We start from the raw sequence: 21,582 nt of genomic DNA on the forward strand, positions 1-21,582 counted from the left end.
AGACTGGGCACATGAACAGCACACCACTTCCTCACGGGGTCGTCGCCGGAGCCGCCATCGGCATCGGCACGGGACGCAGTCGCAAGTTCGTCGGCGATGAGCACGGCGCCGACGTCTCGTACTTCTACGTGGAGAATCAGCCGGGCGAGGGGCCGGGTCTGCACTGGCATCCCTATTCTGAGACCTGGGTCGTCCTTGAGGGCACCGCCCGGGTCACCATCGGCGAGGAGACATTCGACGCCAAGGCCGGCGACACGGCAACGGGTCCGGCGTACGTGCCCCACTGCTTCACCAATGTCGGAGATGGGCTGCTGCGCATCATCGGCATCCACGCATCAGCCACCATCATCCAGACGTTCCTCGACGAGGACTGAGAAACAGGAGAACCAGATGTCGTTCCAGGCATACCTCGACAACATCGAGACCAAGACCGGCCTCACCCCGCGGCAGTTCATCGAACTCGCCACCGAGAAGGGGTTCGACGCGAGCACCAAGGCCACGCCCATCATCGCGTGGCTGAAAGAGGAGTACGAGCTCGGCCAGGGCCACGCCATGGCACTCGTGCACGTGATCACGAAGGGGCCGCATATCGGCGACAAGCACGTCGGAAGAAGCGGCCCGCACGGCGACAAGTCCGACACGCTCTGGCTCGACGGCAAAGACAGCAACCCGAACCCCTGATCCCGCACACCGGAGGAGCGCGAAACATGGCAGTACGCATCGACCTGAACATCTCACTCGACGGATTCGCGTCGACGACCGACCAGACGCCGGAGAACCCTTTCGGCGACGACTGGGGGCGCCTGGTCGCCGCCTATGTCTCGACCAGGACGATGCGCGAGCGCGTCCTCGGCGATGCGTCGGGCGCCGGCACGACGGGCGTCGACGAGAAGTACGCGAGCGGATACTTCGAGGGCGTCGGCGCCGAGATCATGGGAGCAGGGATGTTCGGGCTGCAGGCGAACCCCGATGATCCGGATTGGCGCGGATGGTGGGGCGACGAGCCGCCGTTCCATGCGCCGGTCTTCGTGCTCACGCACACGCCCCGCCCCGCGATCGAAATGCTCGGCGGTACGACTTTCCATTTCCTCGACGCGACTCCTGAGGAGGCGCTCGCCCGCGCGACCGAGGCCGCGGGTGGCAAGGACGTGCGGATCGGCGGCGGCGTCGAGGTCGCGCGCTCGTTCATCGCGGCACGTCTCGTCGACCGTATCCATCTCGCGGTGGTGCCGATCGTGCTCGGGCGTGGACAGCGCATCTGGGACGATCTGCGCGGTCTCGAGAACGACTACGACATCAGCAGCGAGGTCGCCGAGAGCGGCGTCACGCATGTGACCTTCACCCGGCGCTGACCGCGGCGCACGCCGGGTCGACGCGTTTCGTCAGCCCGGGGTCGCTCAACGACCGGAAAGGATGCTGCCAGTAGGATTCCCTGCGTGGCAGCATCCTCCCAGCGTAAGAAGAGCACGAGCCCGAAGCGCACGCCGAACCGCACCAGCGGCAACCCGGCGCGGCGCCCTGTCGTGGAGGCCGGACCGGTCACCGTCCGCGACTGGATAGGGGCTGCCCGTCTGCGCACCCTGCCGCTCGCCGTGGCCCCGGTCCTGATCGGAACGGGGGCTGCCCGCAGCACCGGGCCGGAGTTCCACTGGGTCATCGCGCTCGCCTGCCTCGCGGTCGCGGTGCTGCTGCAGATCGGCGTCAACTTCGCGAACGACTACAGCGACGGCATCCGTGGCACCGACGCGCAGCGCGTGGGTCCTGCCCGGCTCACCGCATCAGGACGCGTGCCGGCGAAGCGCGTGCTCGCCGTCGGCCTCGTCTTCTTCGCCCTCGCCGCAATCGCGGGGCTCGCGATCGTGATCCGCACCGGGCAGTGGTGGATGCTGGCTGTCGGCGCCGTGTGCATCGCCGCGGCGTGGTTCTACACCGGTGGCAAGCGCCCCTACGGTTACTACGGCCTCGGTGAGGTCTTCGTCTTCGTGTTCTTCGGTCTTGTCGCAACCCTCGGCACGACCTGGGTGCAGATCTTCGACCTGCCGCAGCAGGCGTGGGTGGGAGCGATCGCCGCCGGCCTCTTCGCGTGCGCCGTGCTGCTCGCCAACAACCTCCGCGACATCGACCAGGACCGCGCGGTCGGCAAGCGCACGCTGAGCGTGCTCATCGGCCGCCGGGCGACCCAGGTGCTGTACACGGTGTTCGTGCTGGTGCCGTTCGGGCTCTCCAGCTTCCTCGCGCTGCTGTTCCCGATCGCCTGGCTGGCTCTGCTGGCTCTCCTCGCCGCGCTTCCGGCGATCGCCATCGTCTGGTCCTACCGCAAGGCGCAGGAGCTGGTCATCGCTCTCGGACTGACGTCGCTGGCGGCGCTCCTCTATGCGGGCGCGCTCTTCTGGGCGTTCGTGGGCTGATCCGTTCGGCGCCCTTCGCGCGTCGACCAGGACAGGGGACGCAGATGGTCGCCTCATCCCCTTCCACGCGACAATGTACGTCCCCTCGGGCGGAGGTGCCGCTGCGGAGAGGTCGCAGATGGCCGCTTCCCAGTGGTCCACGCGACGATGTGCGCCACCTCCCCAGGGGAGGTGCGTCAATGCTGCAGCCTGATCAGGCGCGGTCGGCCGCTTCGTCTTCGGCATCCTCGTCGCGCTGACGGTCGGCCGCGCGTGCGCTTCGACGCTCGTGCAGTTCCGCCGAGGCGCCGGACAGGGGTGCGCGAAGGAAGAGCAGCGAGATGCTGGTGCCGATGAGGGCGGCGAAGATCGCTGCAAGCCACCAGAATTCGCGGAAGATCGGGAAGAAGAACCACAGGATCGCGAGCGGCACGAGGAACGCGAGCAACCGCAGCACGGTGTAGACGAGGAGGGGTGGCAACTTCACCTGACCAGTGTACGTTCGCGTTTCTATGCGTCGAATCCGAGCCGTGCGAAGGGAATGCCGCGCACCACGCGACGCCACGGATGCTCGCCGAGCGACCAGAGCAGCCGGGCATCCAGGTCGAGTGCGAGATCTTCGCAGCCGACCGGCAGCGCAACGCTGTCGCGTTTCAGCGAATCGCGCCCTCCGCTCCACAGGACGCCCGCTCGCATCCCGTCGGACTGCGAGACGAGGTAGCGGTCGCCCCAGCGCACGGCGCCCTGCATGCTCGGAATGCCGGGGGAGAACTGATCCAGGCGCTCGAACCGCCCGTCCGGATCTTCCGGGATCGAGAACTCGCCGATCCGCCCGTTTCCATCGCCGCGGTACTCGCCGATGAGAACGCGGCGCAGGGGCTCGCCCGCGTCATCGAACACCCGCCCGAGGTAGGAGCATCGCAGTGCCACTGGGTGCACGCGGGAACGCACCGCGACGAGTGCTCCCGCCCGTCGGCCCCGTCCCCGCGCGCCGGCCAGTCGCCGTGCGAGCGGACCGCGCACGCGGCGGAGGTCGGAGAGATCGAACTCCCAGATGCCCTGCCCGGTGGCGGCGACGAACAGTCGATCGTCGAACCAGGCGAGTCCCCCGGCATGGATCTGCGCGGGAAGCAGCTCGCCATCGTCGTCTTCGATGGCGAGCGCGACGTCGAGGTGACGCGGGCGCTCCAGATCCACGAACGCGATTCGGGATGCGAGGTGCTGGCGCATCCGATCCTGCCGGAACCAGCTGACGGACAGCGTGCGCCGCCCTTCCCAGATGCCGAGATCGATGCCCTGGGGATACCACTTCGTCGTCCAGGAGCGCGCGGTCAGCCACCGCAGATCGACGGTGCCGCGCAGCTTCTGCCGCATCGGACGCCAGGTCGATCCGAAGGGCCAGAGCATGCTCCCATCGTCGCTGATCCGCATTCGGATTGCACATTGCGACGAGGAAGCATGCCGGCGCTCAGCTGCTGCGACGGATGGACCGCACGCCGACGATCAGCCCCACCACGGCCACCGCGATCGCTGACACCGCGCCCCACAGCACGGTGCTGCTGCCGAGATCACCCGCGAACAGCGCCCTTTCGGCCTGCACGATCCAGTTCACCGGATTCACCGATGCGACCGCGCGCATCCATGCCGGGCCGTCATCGAGCGGCATGAGCATGCCAGAGAGGATCAGCAGCGGGAAGATCAGCGACTGCTGCACACCCCAGAAGAGCCATTCGCGATCTTTCGTGGCCAGCGCCAGCGAGTACGACAACGAGCCGAGACCGACGCCGAACACCGCGAGAAGTGCGAGCCCGATGAGGAGTCCGCCGACATGGATGGCGAACCCGAACGGCCAGGCGATGAGCACGATCACGAGCGCCTGGATGACGATCGGAGCGATTTCCTTCAGGGCGCGCCCGATCAGGAGAGAGGACCGCGCGAGGGGAGCGACCAACGTGCGCTCGTGCGAGCCGGTCATCATCTCGTACTGCAGGTTCGACCCGGTCGCGCCGGTGCCGAACAGCACGATCATCACGAGCACGCCAGGCACGAACCAGGCCAGCGTCTCGCCGGCGGGCTGCCCGGAGCTTCCGACGAGCAGCGGCCCGAAGAGGCCGAGGAACACCAGCGGCTGCAGCAGGCTGAAGATCAGCGTGAAGGGATCACGGACGACCGGCTTGAGCTCGCGGGCGAGCACGTTGCGGGTGTCGCGTACGAGGTTCGGCCGGACGAGGGTTTCGTTCATGGTCATGACAGGACTCCGGTCTTCTCTGTTTCGGGAGCGGATGCTCCCGTGGATGATGCGGCCGTGAGGTCGTCCGCGGTGGATGATTCGGCTGCGCCTTCCCCGGCTTCGCGGAGTGTGCGTCCAGTGAGGGCGAGGAACACGTCGTCCAGGGTCGGGGGAACGCCGGTCGCGCTCCGCACGGTGATGCCGGCGGCGTGGAGCTCGCGGATCACGATCGGGAGGAGCTGATCACCGTCGGGCACCGCGAGCGAGAGGGAGGCCTCGTCGAGGGTGATGTCGGCGTTGCTGAGCCGTGCGACGATCGCCCGTGCGCGGGTCGCGTCTGCGGCATCCGCGAATCCGAAGGTGAGCACGTCGCCGGCGAGCGTCGCCTTGAGCGCGGTGGCGTCGTCGTCGGCGATGATGCGTCCCTTGTCCATGACCATCACCCGCTCCGCGTAGCGGTCTGCCTCCTCCAGGTAATGCGTGGTGAGGAACACCGTGGTGCCGTGCTGGGTGCGCAGGTCGAGGATGTGGTCCCAGAGGTTCGCCCTGCTCTGCGGGTCGAGACCCGTGGAGGGCTCATCGAGGAAGATGAGCGGCGGCGCGTGCATGAGACCGAGGGCGATGTCGAGCCGGCGCTTCTGTCCACCGCTGAGCTGCTGCACGGTACGTGTCGCGAAGCTGCCGAGATCGAGCGATTCGATCAGTTCGTCGGCTCGGCGGATGCTGTCGCGCCGTGACATCCCGTAGAACGCACCCTGGCTGAGCAGTTCGTCACGGACGCGCTGGGCGAAGCTGCCGCTGGTGAGCTGACCGACGTACCCGATCCGAGCTCGTACGCCCGCGGCATCCGTGCGGATGTCGCGTCCGACGACCCGCGCCGTCCCCGAGGTGGGCGGGACGAGGGTGGTGAGCATCCGCAGGCTTGTGGATTTGCCGGCGCCGTTGGGCCCGAGGAACGCGACGAGCTCGCCGCGCGCCGCGGTGAAGGAGAGGTCGGTGACAGCCTGCACCGAGGTCTTCTTGGCGGTGAAGACCTTCGTCAGGCCCTCTGTTTCGATGATCGGTTGATTCGTCATGCCTCGAGAGTAGAAAGCAACCAGGACAGATCCTGTCCGCAATGTCTGGCAATCTGTGAACATGTCCGACACCACCTCTCGCGCACTCGCACTGCTCAACCTGCTGCAGACGCACCGGCATTGGCCGGGGACCGAGCTGGCCGGACGCCTCGGTGTCACCGAACGCACGGTGCGCCGCGACGTCGACCGGCTCCGCGAACTCGGTTACCGCGTCGAATCCACACCCGGCGCTGCCGGCGGATATCGCCTGGAGGCGGGCAGCGCCGTGCCGCCGCTGCTGCTCACTGACGACGAGGCGGTGACGATGGCGATCGGCCTCCGCGTCGCGGCGACGCAGCAGCTCGTCGGCGGTGCCGAGGTCACGCTCACCGCGCTGGCGAAACTCGAGCAGGTGCTGCCGGCTGCACTCCGGCGCCGGGTGAACGCGCTCGCCGCGTCCGTGCAGCCGACGCGCATCGGCGACAGCCCGGTCGTCTCCCCGGAGGTCATCGGCGAGATCGCGCTTGCCGCCCGTGACAACGAGAGGCTGCGGCTGCGCTATGTCGACGCAGCCGGCGTCGAGAGCATCCGAAGGGTGGAACCGCAGGTGCTCGCGCCCGCCGGTCGCAAGTGGTATCTGCTCTGCTGGGATCTCGATCGCGACGACTGGCGCACCTTCCGTATCGACCGGATCGAGTCGGTCGAGCACACGCGAGCCTTGTTCGTACCGCGCGACATCAGCGAGAAGGAGATCGAGGAACGCATCCTCGTCGCTTCGTCGTGGTCGCCGCAGAAAGTCGAAGTGGATGCCGTGATGGACCTGCCGCTCGCGAAGATGCAGGAATGGTTCGGCGTCTGGTCCCAGGGTGCGAGTGCCGAGGGGGAGACGCGGACCCGGTGGCCGGTCGGCGGCTCGGACTGGCGCGAAGCGATGTACGCACTGCTGTGGATCCCGGCGGGAGTGGAGTACGTCACCGATTTCCCCGAACCGGAGCGCGCCGAACTCCGCGAGGCACTGGAACGGATGCTGCGCGCGATCGACGCTCCGACACCCAGCGTCCGCGGCTGATCGTCGATGTCATCGACCGACTCATAGGGTTATCCCAGGCAACGATCCTGGCCAGGCAGGTCACGGCCAGGTAACGTCATTCCCATCGCGGCGATCCGGGCGGTCCCGGGCCTCAGTTCATACCTGATGGCGTGGCGGGTTCGACTCCCGCCGTCGCGTCCACTTCGCAGATCATGCAGGGGATGATGGTTCCATGCCTGCTTCTCATCGCCCCGGTCTGCGGATCTCGGCGGGGCTCACGATCCCCGAATCCGAGTTGTCGTGGCGATTCTCGCGCTCGTCGGGTCCCGGCGGACAGAGTGTGAACACCGCGGACTCGCGGGTGGAACTCGTCTGGGATGCGGCCGGTTCGACGGCCCTCTCGCCGATTCAGCGCGAGCGGCTGTTCGAGCGGCTCAGCGGTCGTCTCGTCGGCGGCGTGTTGACGATCGTCGCTTCCGAGCACCGGGCGCAGGTGCGAAACCGTGATGCCGCACGGGATCGGCTCGCCACGATCGTGGCCGAGGCGCTGCGCCCGCCGGCACCGCCGCGCCGACCGACCAAGCCGAGTCGAGGCTCGAAGGAGCGACGGCTGAAGGCGAAGCAGCAGCGGACCGACGTCAAGCAGTTGCGCCGGAGGCCGCGCGATACGTGATTCAGTCCTTCCCGCCCCGCACGAGTTCCAGCCCGGCGCCGGCGAACTGACGCAGCGTGGCATCCGGGAGGAATGCCCGGGTGAGCGCTCCGCCGATGCGCGTCAGATCGCTCTCGTCGCGGAACAGCAGGTACATCGTCTCGTACCGCGGATTGAACTTCTGCTTGAACTTGTGCAACGACCCGAACCCGTACACCGGCTCGAGAGACTCGGCGAGTTTGTCGCTGAGCGCCGCGATCATGCCGGCATCCGGTGGGTAGTCGTGGGCGAGCGGAGCCCCGGAGAGCGACATGATCTGCGCGCCCTCCTCGGAGAACAGCTTCGCCGAAGAGCCGATGAGGAACTCCATCACCGGGCCGAATCCGCCGTCTCGGCGTCGCATGAGGTCGAGCGTCCAGCCGTGCACCGATCCGTCGCTCCCGTAGACCGGAAGCCACGACAGGAATCCGTCGACATCGCCGTTCGGGGCGACAGCCAGTGCCAGCCGCACCTCCGGGTCTTCAGCCTCATCGAGGGTGCCCAGAGTGAATCGCATCTCCGGAAGGTCCTTGTCGCCGACCCATGCCTCCGAGATCGCACGCAGTTGCTGCCGCACGCCCCACGTCTCGTCCTTGAGGTGCGTCATCCGGAAGGTCATCTCCTCCCGCCCCGCGCGGTTGAGGGATGAGCGCACCGAGTTCCACTGCTTGCCGGTGAAGGCGAGACCGGGCAGGTCGACGATGGTGTCGTCGGCGACGACGATGCTGCGCCACGACGGCGGCACCGCAGCGCGGGTGTCGGCATCGGCGCTGAAGAAGCACGGCACAAGGCCGGCGTGCTCCGCCATGCGGATGAACTCCTCGACCGCCTGACCACGTGTTTCGGCGGGGCCGATGGGGTCGGCGAGCGCCAGCGCCACTCCGCCACGCCGTTGGTATGTCACGATGCCGTGCTCGGTGCGGGCGTAGCTGTTGCCCTCCCATGTCGACATCCAGGACAGCGTCCCGCCGCCGTGCGCGTGCAACGCCGCCTTCACCTCATCGATGTCGGGAGAGGGCTGCAATCCGAGGGTGGAGGACCGGCGCGCGCGGAACGCGCGACGCACCCAGATCAGGTAGACGAGCACCAGCAGCCACAGGAACCCGCTCCCGAGTGCGAGTTCGGTCTCGCCGTCGATCTGGGCCTCGATCCGCGCCTCGCTCGTGATGATGATCGCGGCCAGGATGAGTGCCGCCACGAGTACGTTGAAGACGCTGAGGATGATCGCCAGCACCCACGACCAGCGACGACCGCGGCGCAGGCCGTTTACGACCATGAGGATCACGACGGTGTCGATAGCCACGTCGATGAATCCGCCGGATGCCGGCTCGGTCGGACCGAAGGGGCCATCGGTGGGGACGAGGATCGTGATGATCTGCGTCACGCCGAGAACAAGCACCGCCATCACGGCGATGAGGCGCTGCTCGCGCACGGTGGTCCGCCGGATGCGGAGCGTCCTGTCGACGACGAGGATGAGCAGCACGGCGAGCAGGTGCTCGAGGTCGGCGATCGCTCCCCAGAACAGCATCGCGACGAACACGAAACCCAGCAGGATGAGCCAGCCGCGCACCCGCCACGGCGGGCGGAACAGCCCGATCGCGGCGGCGATGCACGCCATCGTGCCGCCGGAAGCACCGACATCGAGCGCGGTCGCCTGCGCCTGCGCCCACTCCCACTGCAGCTGTGAGAAGAGGAGCAGGAGCAGAGCCGTGGCGAGGATCGCGAAGAGCTGCCCGATCCAGTAGTACGCCAGGGCCACGCGGGAGCCGCGCCGGAACTCGAGGTAGGCCATGCCCCAGAAGCCCGCGATCGTGAAGAGATAGACCCACGGCTGGTTCACGAAGAAGGTGCCAGTGAGGGGAGTCCACCACCGGCCGTCGGTGAGATTCGGAAGCCCGTAGGCCACCGCGCCGAACAGGTCGTTGCGCTCGAACGGAATCCACAGACCCTGCCACACGATCCCGACGACGAGAATCAGCGCGACCATGGTCAGCGTGGCCGGAATTCGCTTCAGGAAGAGGAGGATGCTGTTGGGTGTGCGGGTGCGAGGCTCGCTCATGCGTTCAGCGTAGCGATGCCGCTTCCGTGCCGGGCGTCGTTCGGCGCGGCGTGTAGTGGTTCCACGCCGAGCGGAAGCCGATCCCCCCGTAGGTGGCGAAGCCCACTCCGTCGAGCAGCCCGACACCGATCCCGACGGCCACCGCCCACTCGAACGCACCGCCGCCGGCGATTATCATCGACCCGGCGAAGAGGCCGATGACGCAGGCGTTGACGACGATGAGCAGCATCGCCGAGCTGCCGATGAGGATACTGGCGCCGCGGCGCCGCAGAAATGAATACGTCACCTTCATGCCGTCGAAGTCGTCGTACGTCGAAGCGAGGAAGACGTCGCGGACGGACGGGTCGAGGTCGACGTACGCACCGCGGAGTCTGTTCATCGCGACGACGTACATCATGTCCTCTTCGGACACGTTCATGACGCGGGTCTGAGTCATGAAACCGATGAGCGTGAGAAACCCCAGAATCGCGATCGACGCGCCCCCGAACCAGCCACGGAATTCCGATGCCTGGCCCAGGAGTCCGATCGTGACAAGACCGGCGGAGACGAGCGTGAGGAAGATCGTGATGCGAGTGAGCACCTCGCTCTGTGCGGTGCTGCGCGCTGCGAGCAGGCCCCAGTGCTCTGTCGCGAGTATCTGCGCGCGCCGAGCGAGGGCCGCATCCGTCTCGTTCGACCCGGGTGCGGCTTGTGGCTCCGTCTCCGGGCCGGGGTCGCCGGCTGTCGGCGGCTGCTCCGGGAGTGAGCGTTCGCTCATATCGACATTGTGCACCCGGTGGGCTCCTGCCGATAGAGCGCAGCGGCGACCACTCATGACTCGCTGTGACGTCTGCTCGAGGCCGTTTCCCTGCCGTTCTTTTTCGGCCTGTAGCCTTATCGCCCGTATCACGCTGCCGCGACCCGTTCAGCGGCGCCCCCGATGAGTGAAGAGGTATCGCGATGGCGAAGACGACGAAGGCCGTGAAATCGGCGAACGCAGCCCTGGCAGCGGCTGCGGATGCCGCAAAGGACGCCAAGCGCCTGAGCAAGACCCTTCCCAAGAAGGATGCGAAGAAACTGCGCACCCTCGCCGACGAGGCGAAGGACGTCGCCAAGGCGCCGAAGAAGAAGGTGGAGCGCAAGCCCCGCAAGGTCGAGAAGAAGGCTGTCGCCGCCATCGGCCGCATCGAGAAGGCGTCGGACAAGATCGAGAGCAAGCTCGCTGCCGCCGCCGCAGCGGCGAAGAAGGATGCAGCGAAGAAGGCCGCCGCGAAAGCGGGCAAGGCGGCGAAGTCCGCCGAGAAGAGTGTCAAGACGGACAAGGAAACCAAGGCAGCGAAGCCGTCGACCGCGTCAGCGCCGGCTCCGGTGACGTCGGAACTCACGGCGGAGAAGGCGACGAAGCCCGTGGTCGCGACCAAGCCGGCGGCGAAGCCAGCAGCAGCGACGAAGCCGGCTGCCGCGACGAAGTCGGCTGCCGTGACCAAGCCGGCGGCGAAGCCGGCTGCTGCGACGAAGCCGGCGGCAGCAACGAAGCCTGCGTCAGCAACCAAGACGGCACCGGCCGCCAAGCCTGCTGCGAAGCCCACGGCTAAGCCGACCGCCAAGCCGGCAGCAATGCCCGCCGCCGCGCCCGCAACCCGCAAGGCCTCCACAGATCTCGCCGACCTCACCGTCGCCGAACTGCGCGCACGGGCTCGCGCCGCAGGGCGAACCGGCTACTCGAAGCTCACCAAGGCGCAGTTGCTCGCTCTGCTGTCCGCCTGATCGATGACAGCGCAGGAGTACCTCGACCGGACGGATGCGGCGCCGGCACCACGGACGCTGATCGATGTGTTGCGGGAGACCGCACGGCGGTTTCCCGAGGCCTCAGCGCTGGAGGATGCTGCCGGTGCGCTCAGCTACTCCGAGCTGCTCGCCAGCGTGTGGCGCACCGCCACCCGGCTGAGCGTGCAGGGTGTGCGTCGTGGCGACCGCGTCGGTGTGCGAATGCCGTCGGGGGATCGCGAGCTCTACCTCGCGATCCTCGGGATCATGGCGGTCGGCGCCGCCTACGTTCCGGTCGACGCCGACGATCCGCAGGAGCGCGCGGATCTCGTCTTCGGTGAGGCCGGTGTTCGCGGCGTCATCACCGGAAAGGGCGAGTACCGAGCACGCAACGACGAATCGCGAGCCGAGCCCGCAGCATCCGGCGGCCTGTTCGACGGCGCCGACCCGCATCCGAACTCGAGCATGACCGCCACGGTGCCGCAGCCGACCCTCGAGGATGACGCCTGGATCATCTTCACCTCGGGTTCGACAGGCGTGCCGAAGGGCGTCGCCGTCAGTCACCGTTCGGCCGCGGCCTTCGTCGACGCCGAGGCGCACCTCTTCCTGCAGGACTCACCGCTCGGTCCTGGCGACCGCGTTCTCGCCGGCCTGTCGGTGGCCTTCGATGCCTCCTGCGAGGAGATGTGGCTCGCCTGGCGGCACGGCGCGTGCCTGGTGCCCGCTCCGCGTGCGCTGGTGCGCTCGGGCGAAGACCTCGGTCCGTGGCTGCTCGGGCACGGGATCACGGTCGTCTCGACCGTGCCGACTCTTGCCGCGCTGTGGCCGCAGGACGCGATCGAGAACGTCAGACTGCTGATCTTCGGCGGCGAGGCATGCCCGCCTGAGCTCGTCTCCCGGCTCGTCGCCGAGGGGCGCGAGGTCTGGAACACCTACGGCCCGACCGAAGCCACCGTCGTCGCCTGTGCGGCTCTCCTCGACGGCACGGGCCCGGTGCGCATCGGTCTTCCGCTCGACGGCTGGTCTCTCGCCGTGGTCGACGCCGATGATCGACCGGTCGCCGATGGCGAAGTCGGCGAGCTCATCATCGGGGGAGTGGGTCTCGCCCGCTATCTCGACCCGGCCAAGGACGCCGAGAAGTACGCGCCGATGCCCTCTCTCGGCTGGGACCGGGCGTACCGCTCCGGTGACCTCGTGCGCGCCGACGCGGCCGGGCTCCTCTTCCAGGGGCGGGCGGATGACCAGGTGAAGGTCGGCGGGCGGCGCATCGAACTCGGTGAGGTCGAGTCCGCGCTGCAGGCGCTGACGGCCGTCTCCGCGGCGACCGTCGTGGTCCAGCGATCCGAGGGCGGAGTGTCGCTGCTCGTCGGCTATGTCGTCCCGACCGATGGCTTCGATCGGCAGGTCGCTCGGGCCGAACTCGCCGAGACGCTCCCCGCACCCCTGATCCCGCTCCTCGCCGTGATGGACGATCTCCCGGTGCGCACCTCCGGCAAGGTCGACAAGACAGCGCTCCCGTGGCCGCTCGTCGACACGGACGCCGCGGACTCCACTCTCTCCGGCACGCAGGCGTGGCTCGCCGAGCAATGGGTCACCGTGCTCGGCATCCGTCCCACCGACGAGAAGGCCGACTTCTTCCAGCTGGGCGGTGGGTCGCTGGCCGCCGCGCAGCTGGTCTCGCGCATCCGTGCTCGCGCCCCGGAATTCACGATGGCAGACGTCTACGATCTGCCGCGCCTCAAGCAGATGGCGGATGCGGTCGACGCGGCGTCGTCCGACGAGGACCCTTCCGATTCGTTCAGCAGGGCACGCCCGACTCCGCGGGTCATGCAGTGGGTGCAGACCATCGCCGGCGTGCCCCTCTTCATCCTCGCGGGGCTTCGCTGGGTCACCTGGCTGCTCACCGCGAGCTGGCTCCTGCGCCTCGTTCCCGGCTTCGACTTCCTGCCCACGGCGCCGGCGTGGATCATCGCAGTGGGCCTCCTGCTCTTCGTCACACCATGGGGCCGGATGGCGGTCTCCGCCGGGCTCGCCCGCCTGCTCCTCTTCGGGCTGGAGCCGGGCGACTATCCGCGTGGCGGCGGCGTGCATCTGCGTCTCTGGCTGGCCGAGCAGGTCGCCCACCAGATCGATCCGGTGGGTCTGGCCGGGGCGCCGTGGGTTTCGTACTACGCCAGGGCGCTGGGCGCCAAGATCGGCCCGAACGTCGATCTGCACACGCTTCCTCCGGTGACCGGCATGCTCGATGTCGCCGAGGGGGCGGCCATCGAGCCCGAGGTCGACCTCACCGGGTACTGGATCGATGGCGACACGGTGCGCGTCGGCGGCATCCGCGTCGGCGCGAACGCCACCATCGGCTCGCGCAGCACCCTCGCGCCGGGTACCAGGATCGGCCGCGGTGCCGAGATCGCGCCTGGCTCCGCCGTCTTCGGCCGGGTGCGCGCCGGACAGCGCTGGGCAGGGTCGCCGGCGGCACGCGTCGGCGGCACCTCGAAGCCGCTCGCCCCGGCGCGCCCGCCCGCGCGCCGCCGCTGGCTGTGGGCGTACGGGCTCTCCTCCGCTGCGCTGGGCCTCCTGCACTTCGGCGCCTTCGGCGTTGGGGCGCTCGTCATCGCGCAGGGAATCCGGGGTGCGACGTCGCTGGCGTCCGCGATTCCCGGCGCATTGTTCTGGCTGATTCCGGCTGTCCTCGCAACCGGCGTCACCTTCGCCGGCGCGGTGCTGCTCTTCACCCGGCTGCTCTCGATCGGACTGACCGAGGGAGTGCATCCCGTTCGCGGGCGGGTCGCCTGGCAGGCATGGACGGTGGAACGCCTGCTGGATTCGGCGCGCACGCTGCTGTTCCCGATCTACGCCAGCCTGTTCACCCCGATCTGGCTCCGGATGCTGGGGGCACGCGTGGGCCGCGAGGTCGAGGCATCCACCGTCCTCCTCCTGCCGTCGATGACCACGATCGACGACGGCGCGTTCCTCGCCGACGACACGATGGTCGCCACGTACGAACTCAAGGGCGGGTGGATGCGGCTCGCGCACGCCAGGATCGGCAAGCGGGCATTCCTCGGCAACTCCGGCATGGCCGGCCCCGGGCATCGGGTTCCGAAAGACGGTCTCGTCGCCGTGCTGTCGGTGGCTCCGGAGAAGTCGAAGCCGGGTTCGTCCTGGCTCGGATCTCCCGCTGTGCGCCTGCGCCGGGTCGTGAACGACTCCGATCTGAGCCGCACCTACAAGCCCCGCACGTCTCTGCGCGTGGCGCGGGCGCTCTGGGAGGCGTGCCGCCTCATCGCGGTGTTCGTCACGTGCGGGCTGGGCCTGGCCGTCTTCTTCGTACTCGCGGCACTCATCGACAGCTGGGGGCTCGTGGCCGCCGGAGTGCTCTCCGGCTTCGTGATGCTGCTCGCCGGTGCTGTCGCTGCTGCCGTCTCGACGATCGCGAAATGGGCGTTCGTCGGGCGGATCCGCCCCGGCGAGCATCCGCTCTGGTCGAGTTTCGTGTGGCGCACCGAGGTCGCCGACACGTTCACCGAGATGGTCGCCGCGCCGTGGTTCGCCAACGCGGCCGCCGGTACGCCGGCGCTAGCGCTGTGGCTGCGCTCGCTCGGCGCGAAGATCGGTCGCGGCGTCTGGACCGACAGCTACTGGCTGCCCGAACCCGATCTGGTGACTCTCGGCGACGGGTCGACGGTGAACCGCGGATGTGTGGTTCAGACGCATCTGTTCCATGATCGAGTGATGAGCACCGACACCGTGACACTCGAAGCTGGCGCCACGCTCGGGCCGCACAGTGTGATCCTGCCTGCGGCGACCATCGGCGGCAACGCCACGGTCGGCCCGGCCTCACTCGTCATGCGCGGGGAATCGGTGCCGATCGGCAGCCGATGGAGCGGCAATCCCATCGGCCCCTGGCGTGCGGTGAAGGTGCGCGCGTACCAGGCGGACCACTCATGACCGGCGACCCGTACACACCCCAGTCCGGTGATGCGAACCTCGACGTCGAGCACTACGACCTGACGCTCGATTACAAGGTGAGCACGAACCGCCTGGCCGGCGTCGCGGTGATCCGCGGGCGGGTCATCGCATCCACCTCGTCGCTGTCCTTCGACCTCGTCGGCATCCGGGCGAGCAAGGTGCTCGTCGATGGTCGACGACCCGCATCCGTCCATCAGAGCGATCGCAAGCTGCGCATCTCGCTGGCTGGTCCGCTGGCGGCGGGTGCGGAGTTCACTGCAAGCGTCACGTATGCCGGTGCGCCTCGACCCCGGCGATCGCGCTGGGGAACGATCGGTTGGGAAGAACTCGAAGACGGCGTGCTCGTCGCTTCCCAGCCCACCGGAGCTCCGACCTGGTTCCCCTGCAACGACGTGCCGTCCGACCGGGCGACCTACGTGCTGAAGGTCACCACTGACTCGGCGTACACGGTCGCATCCGGGGGGAGCGCTTCGCGAGCGGTGCGCGGCGGCAAGACGACCTGGACGTTCGAGCGGGCTGCTCCGACACCGACGTACCTCGTCACCCTCCAGATCGGCAGATACACGACCGAGGTGCTCGACCTGGGGAAGACGAAGGGCGAGGTGCACTACCCGCGCCCGCTCGCGAGCAGGGTCCACGCGGACCTCGCCGACCTGCCGCGGATGATGGCGGTGTTCGAGGAGTCGTTCGGTGCCTACCCGCTCCCGGACTACACCGTCGTCGTCACTCCGGATGACTTGGAGATTCCGCTCGAGGCGCAGGGGATGGGCATCTTCGGCGCCAACCATGTCGACGGTGCCGGCGGATCCGAACGTCTCATCGCGCATGAGCTCGCACATCAGTGGTTCGGCAACGGCGTCGGGTTGACCCGGTGGCGCGACATCTGGCTCAACGAGGGTTTCGCCTGCTACGCCGAGTGGATCTGGTCCGAGCGATCCGGCGGACCGAGCGCGCACGCCAAGGCGCTCGCCCACCACTCCCGGCTCGCGACGCTTCCGCAGGATCTCGTGCTCGGCGATCCGGGACCGGATCTGATGTTCGACGATCGCATCTACAAGCGCGGCGCGCTGACGCTCCATGCGCTGCGGCTCACGGTCGGAGACGTGCTCTTCTTCGAGATCCTGCACCGATGGACGACACGGTTCCACGGGAAGACAGTGACGACGACGGATTTCCGGGTACTGGCTGAAGAAGTGACGGGCCGACCGCTCGCCGCGCTGCTCCACGCATGGCTCGAGGCGGAAGCGCTCCCTGCGCTGCCGGCGACGGCGCTGTCGGTGGAGCCTGCTCCGGTCACGGGGATGGTGCCGCAGCAGCCGATATCACCGCAACGCTGACGACGAAGCCGGCAGGTCCCGGCGCCGGTGCTGCTTCGACCGGAGCATCTCGCCCCGGCATCCGCACCGCGAGTCCGCCGGGGAGCACCTCGGGGACGACGTCTTCGAAGCGCACGTCGGATGGCGGCACCTGCAGGCCCCGGCCGTCTGCCTTCAGCGCCGCCTCGATCAGCGTCCACCCGCGCAGCGTCGGGGGCGGGTGCGGGGCGAACAGGGGCGTGAGGTCGGCGAGGGCGGTGTGCTCGGATGAGATCACCCGTTCGATGTCGACGCCGATCGCCGATATCCCGTCCAGCCGGGCGGCGGCCGCGACGACCATGTCGCCGGCGTAACTGACGCTCACACCGAACCGATCGCCGAGCACGCGGGGACGACCGTGATCTCCTCCGCAGCGCTCGCAGACGCTGGAGATGCGGATGCCGTCCAGCGGGGTGAGGGCGGAGAGAACGTCCGCCAGCAGCGCACGGCCGGTGGCGAATCGGGTGGCGCGAACCGGGTCCATGGCCCTGTGCCGACGCTGCTGGGACTCGCCGAACTGTGCGACCGCCTCTCCGGAGCGCGTGGCGACGTCGGTCCAGGCGAGCCGGACCGGGCCGATCGTGCTCCGTTCGACGGTCATCCTCCCAGCGTAGGTCGCGGGCGCTGCCGCCGATCCGCACCCCGCTGCATTGTCAACGCCCGATCCCGGCGACGCAGGCACGCCTAGACTGGAGGGGTGGTGAGACTGTTGATCATCGGCGGCGTCCTCGCCGCCGTGTTCTGGGTGTTCAGTGTCGTCGACTGCGCAGTGCAGCCGGCGACGCGGCACCGTGGCGTGTCCAAGGCCGCATGGCTGGCGATCGTCGTCCTCATCCCGGTCATCGGCGGCATCCTCTGGTTCGTGATCGGCCGTCGCCGCGCGAACGACAACGGCGCGGTCGTCTACATCCCGCCGGATGACGACCCCGCGTTCCTGCGCAGCATCAACAAGACCGAGCAGGATGCCCGCATCCAGCAGCTCGAGGAAGACCTCGCGCGCCTGAACGACGAGACCGACGAGGGCCCGACGCCGGAACCGCGCCCGTGACTTCGTCGCCCGCGACGGATGCTGCGGCATCCTTGATCGCGGACCTCATCGGGCACGGCGTCCGCGATCTCGTGCTCTCACCCGGCTCGCGCTCGCAGTCGCTGGCCCTCGCCGCCATGCACTTCGCCCGCGAGGGCACCCTGCGGGTGCACGTCCGCATCGACGAACGAGTCGCCGGGTTCACCGCGCTGGGCATCGCGCGCGAGACCGGAGTTCCGGTCGCCGTGCTCTGTACATCGGGGACGGCGGTGGCGAACCTGCTGCCGGCCGTGATGGAGGCGTTCCACGCCGGCGTTCCGCTGCTCCTGCTCACCGCCGATCGGCCACCCGAGCTGCGCCGGGTCGGGGCGAACCAGGCCACGATTCAGCCCGGCATCTTCGACCCGTGGGTGCGGACGGCGATCGATGCCGCGGTTCCCGGCGACGGGGAGTGGACCGGATTGGCCGGGCTGGCGGTCGCCGCCGCGATGGGGGCGTCGGTCGAGAACGGGCTCCCCGGTGTCGCCGGCCCCGTGCACCTCAATCTCCCCTCGCGGGAGCCGCTGTCCGGCGTCCTGCCCGAGATCGAGGTCTCGCCGGGGCAGGCTCCCCGACCGCCAGCGGAAGAGCCGCTGTTGCTCGATCGCGGTCCGCGTACCGTCGTCATCGCCGGTGCCGACGCGGGGCCAGATGCCGAGGAGATCGCGCACACCGGGTCCTGGCCGCTGATCGCAGAGGTCGTCAGCGGAGCGCGGTACGGCCGTCAAGTCGTGCACGGCTATCGAGCGCTGCTGAGCGACGACGACCTGGGCGGACGAATCGAGCGGGCCGTCGTCTTCGGGCATCCCACGCTCAGCCGCGAGGTCGCGCGGCTGCTCTCCCGATCCGATGTCGACGTCATCGCCATCCGTCGCGGCGGCGAGGCGCTGAACCTCAACCACCGCACGCGCGCGGTCGCGTCCGTCTCGATCGAGGACGGGGCGCCGGATCGCGCCTGGCTCGGTGCGTGGCTGGAAGCGTCGGCCGCGGCAGCCGTCGACCTCAGCGAGCGGGCACCCGACCCGGACGGCCTCGCGTCGGCCGACTTCGCCACCCGCCGCGATGCGGTGAAGGCCGAACTGGATGCCGTGCGCCGCCCGCTCGACCGGGAACTGCTCGTCGACGCGGTGTGGCGGGCGACCTGGCCGCACGACCGGCTCGTGTTCGGATCCTCGCGACTTGTGCGCGTCGCCGATGCCGTGCTCGGCGGCAAGAAGGTGCCGGTGCACGCCAACCGCGGGCTCGCCGGCATCGATGGCACGATCGCGACGGCGACGGGCATCGCCCTCGCCAGTCAGGCCGACGGAGCACCCGGCGTCACGCGGGTGCTGCTCGGCGATCTCGCTTTCCTGCATGACGTCGGCGCGCTGCTGCTGCCACCGGACGAGGCCGAGCCGCGTCTGCAGGTGATCGTCGGGAACGACGGCGGCGGCACGATCTTCGATGGACTCGAGGTGGCGTCATCCGCGCCCCGCGCCGACCTCGACCGTGCGTTCTACACTCCGCATACGGTGCGCCTGGAGAATCTCGCGCTCGCCTACGGCTGGGAGTACCAGCGCGTGACGACTCGGACGGCGCTGGATCAGGTGCTGACGACCCCGTACGGGGGCCGCCAGCTCATCGAGGTCCCCCTGGCCCGCTGAGCAATTCCCCTGCGGGACTGCCGGATCGTGGCGGTATTCGGCAGGATGAGGTCATGACTGTGCACAGCTGGACGACAGAGCCCGCCGACATCCTCCGCGTGGGTGAGGGCTTCCAGCTCGCCGACGTGGATCCGGACAGCACCCCGGGATTCGACGGCGACAAGGTCCGAGGCAAGAAAGAACTCGCGGCGCGGGTCACGGAGCTCGATGCTCTGCAGGAGCGGTTGTTCGCCGAGAGCCGCGTCGGCGCGACGACGGATGCCGTGCTGCTGGTGCTGCAGGCGATGGACTCCGCGGGCAAAGGCGGCATCGTCCGGCACGTCGTCGGGGGAGTCGACCCGCAGGGTGTGCTGCTCACGGCGTTCAAGGCGCCGAGCGACGAAGAGCGGGCGCACGACTTCCTCTGGCGGATCGAGAAGCGCCTGCCGGCGCACGGATTCATCGGCGTCTTCGACCGCTCGCACTATGAGGATGTGCTGATCGGCCGCGTCCGCGCCCTTGCTCCCGACGAGGAGATCGAACGCCGGTACGACGCCATCAACGACTTCGAGGCGCGCGTGGCGGCATCCGGAACGCGCATCATCAAAGTCATGCTGCACATCTCACCGGATGAGCAGAAGGAACGGTTGATGGAGAGACTCGACCGTCCGGACAAGCACTGGAAGTACAACCCGGGCGACGTCGACGAACGGATGCGGTGGTCGGACTACATGGCGGCATACCAGACCGTCTTCGAACGGACGGCGACGGATGCTGCGCCGTGGTTCGTCGTGCCGGCGAACCACAAGTGGTACGCACGCCTCGCGGTGCAGGAGCTGCTGCTCAGCGCGTTGCAGGACATCGACCCGCAGTGGCCCGTCGCCGACTACGACGTCAAGGCAGAGAAGAAGCGCCTCGCCGCCAGCTGACCGCGCCGGTCCATGATTCCACTCTCTCCCCGGTCGTTGAGCGAGCGGAGCGAGTCGAAACGTGCCCAACCGGCGTCTGACGTTGGATAAGCGCGTTTCGTCTCGTCGCTGCGCTCCTCGCTCAACGACCGAGAGTTGCCGGTCAGGCCAGGGCGTCGACGAGCGGTCGGAACTTCACCCGGGTCTCCAGCAGCTCCGTCTCCGGGTCCGAGCCCGCGACGATTCCCGCCCCGGCGTACGCCGTGACGCCGATCGCGTCGCCATCGTCGCCGGTGTCGAACTGGGCGCAGCGCAGCGCGATCGCCCATTCGCCGTTGCCCGCGGCATCCACCCACCCGACCGGTCCGGCGTAGCGCCCGCGGTCGAAGGGCTCGAGCTCCCGGATCGCCTGGATCGCCGCTGCGGTCGGCGTGCCGGCGACGGCAGCGGTGGGATGCAGTGCGCCGACCAGGTCGAGGGCCGACTCGCCGTCCGACAGCTCGCCCTCCACGTCGGTCGCGAGGTGGAACAGGTTCGGCAGCTTCAGCAGGAAGGGCTGCTCGCTCGCGGCCAGAGCGCGGGTGTGCGGGCGGAGTGAGGCGAGCACACTCTGCACGGCGTACTGGTGCTCGTCGAGGTCTTTGTCGCTGGAGGCGAGGGATGCCGAGACAGCCGTGTCGGCATCCGCGTCGGCACCGCGGCCGATCGTGCCGGCGAGCACCCGGGCGGTGATCGTGCCGTTCTTCACGGTGACGAGGGTCTCGGGGCTTGCGCCGATGAGGCCGTCGACGGCGAACGTCCAGGTGTCGGGATACTCGGTCGCGAGCGCCCGCACCAGTCGGCGGAGGTCCGAGCCCCTCGGGATCGAGCCGGTGAGGTCCCGCGCGAGCACGACCTTGCTCAGCTCGCCGGCCGTGATGCGTGCGAGAGCCTGACGCACCGACTCCTGGTAGTCCTGCGGAGTCTGCAGACCGGGGCCGACCGTGCCCGCCCAGTGCGGGCCGTAGGTGCGAAGGCCCTGGTCCGCCACGAACTCGCCGGCGGACGAGCGGACCCGCGTGCGCCAGAAGCGCCCGCGGTGCCGGCCGAAGAGCAACGAGGGCACGACCAGCACGCTGTCGGCGGTGGAGTCCTCGTCGAACGCGAACGCGCCGAAGGCCACGAGTCCGGACCCGGGCAGGCCGACGGGGTCGTCGATCTGAGCGGATGCCGCGGCATCCCGCCAGGCTTCGGCGATCAGTTGCGAACGGGGAGCGCCGGAGTCCGCCGGAACGCGGATCACGAGCGGGGATGCGGAGCCCGCGGCGACGATCCCGTCGCCGCGGCGAAGCCAGGCGAGCGGACGGGCAGGGTCCGCGAAGGCGAGGAGGTCCTCGACCGGATCGATCTCCCGTGTCTCCACGACCAGGTGAGTGGTGTTCACGCGTCCAGCCTATTCCGCCGCGGTGAGTCGACTTGCCGAGATGC

At 68.9% G+C, this 21,582-nt stretch carries 20 protein-coding genes and 1 tRNA gene; 13 read left to right on the plus strand and 8 right to left on the minus strand.

Going from position 1 to position 21,582, the window contains the following annotated elements; genetic code table 11:
* The first annotated feature begins 11 nt into the window (after positions 1-11).
* The 4 genes from MRBLWO13_RS09290 (at position 12) to MRBLWO13_RS09305 (ending at position 2,408) form a co-directional block, all read left to right on the plus strand.
* On the plus strand, positions 12-374 hold the full coding sequence (locus MRBLWO13_RS09290; protein ID WP_341978231.1) for a cupin domain-containing protein: 363 nt from the start codon (positions 12-14) through the stop codon (positions 372-374).
* Between the two features lie 16 nt (positions 375-390).
* A complete protein-coding gene (locus MRBLWO13_RS09295; RefSeq protein WP_341978233.1) occupies positions 391-681 on the plus strand; it encodes a DUF4287 domain-containing protein in 291 nt (96 codons plus the stop codon).
* Between the two features lie 26 nt (positions 682-707).
* Positions 708-1,352 (plus strand): dihydrofolate reductase family protein, encoded by a 645-nt coding sequence (locus tag MRBLWO13_RS09300; protein ID WP_341978236.1) that lies wholly within the window; start codon positions 708-710, stop codon positions 1,350-1,352.
* 84 nt (positions 1,353-1,436) lie between these two features.
* Positions 1,437-2,408 carry a 1,4-dihydroxy-2-naphthoate polyprenyltransferase gene (locus MRBLWO13_RS09305; protein WP_341978238.1) on the plus strand — a complete coding sequence of 324 codons (972 nt, stop codon included), beginning with the start codon at positions 1,437-1,439 and terminating at the stop codon, positions 2,406-2,408.
* A gap of 193 nt (positions 2,409-2,601) precedes the next feature.
* Here MRBLWO13_RS09305 and MRBLWO13_RS09310 read toward each other — a convergent pair whose 3' ends face one another.
* From MRBLWO13_RS09310 to MRBLWO13_RS09325, 4 genes are all read right to left on the minus strand, one after another.
* Positions 2,602-2,874, minus strand: coding sequence for a DUF4229 domain-containing protein (locus tag MRBLWO13_RS09310; protein ID WP_341978239.1), 273 nt, complete (start codon positions 2,872-2,874; stop codon positions 2,602-2,604).
* Between the two features lie 23 nt (positions 2,875-2,897).
* Entirely contained in the window at positions 2,898-3,794 is an 897-nt protein-coding gene (locus MRBLWO13_RS09315; RefSeq protein WP_341978241.1) for a hypothetical protein, read from the minus strand.
* Positions 3,795-3,855: 61 nt separating this feature from the next.
* Positions 3,856-4,635 carry an ABC transporter permease gene (locus MRBLWO13_RS09320; RefSeq protein WP_341978243.1) on the minus strand — a complete coding sequence of 260 codons (780 nt, stop codon included), beginning with the start codon at positions 4,633-4,635 and terminating at the stop codon, positions 3,856-3,858.
* Positions 4,632-5,693 carry an ATP-binding cassette domain-containing protein gene (locus MRBLWO13_RS09325; RefSeq protein WP_341978244.1) on the minus strand — a complete coding sequence of 354 codons (1,062 nt, stop codon included), beginning with the start codon at positions 5,691-5,693 and terminating at the stop codon, positions 4,632-4,634. Before MRBLWO13_RS09325 ends, MRBLWO13_RS09320 begins: the two co-directional genes overlap by 4 nt.
* Before the next feature lie 61 nt (positions 5,694-5,754).
* Here MRBLWO13_RS09325 and MRBLWO13_RS09330 point away from each other — a divergent pair, with 61 nt between their 5' ends.
* From MRBLWO13_RS09330 to arfB, 3 genes are all read left to right on the plus strand, one after another.
* Positions 5,755-6,741, plus strand: coding sequence for a WYL domain-containing protein (locus MRBLWO13_RS09330; RefSeq protein WP_341978246.1), 987 nt, complete (start codon positions 5,755-5,757; stop codon positions 6,739-6,741).
* An 86-nt stretch (positions 6,742-6,827) separates the two neighbouring features.
* Positions 6,828-6,903: transfer RNA gene (locus MRBLWO13_RS09335), tRNA-Met, on the plus strand.
* A gap of 61 nt (positions 6,904-6,964) precedes the next feature.
* Positions 6,965-7,375, plus strand: a complete 411-nt coding sequence (gene arfB / locus MRBLWO13_RS09340) for an alternative ribosome rescue aminoacyl-tRNA hydrolase ArfB (RefSeq protein ID WP_341978337.1) — start codon at positions 6,965-6,967, stop codon at positions 7,373-7,375.
* Position 7,376: 1 nt separating this feature from the next.
* Here the strand turns inward: arfB and MRBLWO13_RS09345 are convergent, their stop codons facing one another.
* Both MRBLWO13_RS09345 and MRBLWO13_RS09350 read right to left on the minus strand, forming a co-directional pair.
* Positions 7,377-9,452, minus strand: coding sequence for a DUF2156 domain-containing protein (locus tag MRBLWO13_RS09345; RefSeq protein WP_341978249.1), 2,076 nt, complete (start codon positions 9,450-9,452; stop codon positions 7,377-7,379).
* A gap of 4 nt (positions 9,453-9,456) precedes the next feature.
* A complete protein-coding gene (locus MRBLWO13_RS09350) occupies positions 9,457-10,209 on the minus strand; it encodes a hypothetical protein (RefSeq protein ID WP_341978251.1) in 753 nt (250 codons plus the stop codon).
* Between the two features lie 182 nt (positions 10,210-10,391).
* Here MRBLWO13_RS09350 and MRBLWO13_RS09355 point away from each other — a divergent pair, with 182 nt between their 5' ends.
* From MRBLWO13_RS09355 to MRBLWO13_RS09365, 3 genes are read left to right on the plus strand one after another with little or no spacing between them, the layout of a single operon-like run.
* Positions 10,392-11,198 carry a hypothetical protein gene (locus tag MRBLWO13_RS09355; protein WP_341978253.1) on the plus strand — a complete coding sequence of 269 codons (807 nt, stop codon included), beginning with the start codon at positions 10,392-10,394 and terminating at the stop codon, positions 11,196-11,198.
* Positions 11,199-11,201: 3 nt separating this feature from the next.
* Complete coding sequence (locus MRBLWO13_RS09360; RefSeq protein WP_341973722.1) at positions 11,202-15,143, plus strand: Pls/PosA family non-ribosomal peptide synthetase; 3,942 nt, start codon at positions 11,202-11,204, stop codon at positions 15,141-15,143.
* On the plus strand, positions 15,140-16,501 hold the full coding sequence (locus tag MRBLWO13_RS09365; RefSeq protein WP_341973723.1) for a M1 family metallopeptidase: 1,362 nt from the start codon (positions 15,140-15,142) through the stop codon (positions 16,499-16,501). The genes MRBLWO13_RS09360 and MRBLWO13_RS09365 overlap by 4 nt, the downstream gene beginning before the upstream one ends.
* Here MRBLWO13_RS09365 and MRBLWO13_RS09370 read toward each other — a convergent pair.
* Complete coding sequence (locus MRBLWO13_RS09370) at positions 16,458-17,120, minus strand: hypothetical protein (RefSeq protein ID WP_341973724.1); 663 nt, start codon at positions 17,118-17,120, stop codon at positions 16,458-16,460. The two genes, MRBLWO13_RS09365 and MRBLWO13_RS09370, sit on opposite strands and share 44 nt — an antisense overlap.
* Before the next feature lie 96 nt (positions 17,121-17,216).
* On the opposite strand from MRBLWO13_RS09370, the gene MRBLWO13_RS09375 reads away from it, so the two are divergent.
* Genes MRBLWO13_RS09375 through MRBLWO13_RS09385 form a run of 3 tightly spaced genes read left to right on the plus strand, consistent with a single transcriptional unit; the run spans position 17,217 to position 20,136 of the window.
* On the plus strand, positions 17,217-17,567 hold the full coding sequence (locus MRBLWO13_RS09375) for a PLD nuclease N-terminal domain-containing protein (protein WP_341973725.1): 351 nt from the start codon (positions 17,217-17,219) through the stop codon (positions 17,565-17,567).
* Positions 17,564-19,228, plus strand: a complete 1,665-nt coding sequence (gene menD, locus MRBLWO13_RS09380; protein WP_341973726.1) for a 2-succinyl-5-enolpyruvyl-6-hydroxy-3-cyclohexene-1-carboxylic-acid synthase — start codon at positions 17,564-17,566, stop codon at positions 19,226-19,228. Before MRBLWO13_RS09375 ends, menD begins: the two co-directional genes overlap by 4 nt.
* A 53-nt stretch (positions 19,229-19,281) precedes the next feature.
* Positions 19,282-20,136 carry a polyphosphate kinase 2 family protein gene (locus MRBLWO13_RS09385; RefSeq protein ID WP_341973727.1) on the plus strand — a complete coding sequence of 285 codons (855 nt, stop codon included), beginning with the start codon at positions 19,282-19,284 and terminating at the stop codon, positions 20,134-20,136.
* A gap of 142 nt (positions 20,137-20,278) precedes the next feature.
* On the opposite strand, the gene MRBLWO13_RS09390 is transcribed toward MRBLWO13_RS09385, so the two are convergent.
* On the minus strand, positions 20,279-21,538 hold the full coding sequence (locus MRBLWO13_RS09390; RefSeq protein WP_341973728.1) for an isochorismate synthase: 1,260 nt from the start codon (positions 21,536-21,538) through the stop codon (positions 20,279-20,281).
* Positions 21,539-21,582: the final 44 nt, after the last annotated feature.

The sequence above is a fragment of the Microbacterium sp. LWO13-1.2 genome, from assembly GCF_038397725.1.
Classification (GTDB): Bacteria; Actinomycetota; Actinomycetes; order Actinomycetales; family Microbacteriaceae; genus Microbacterium.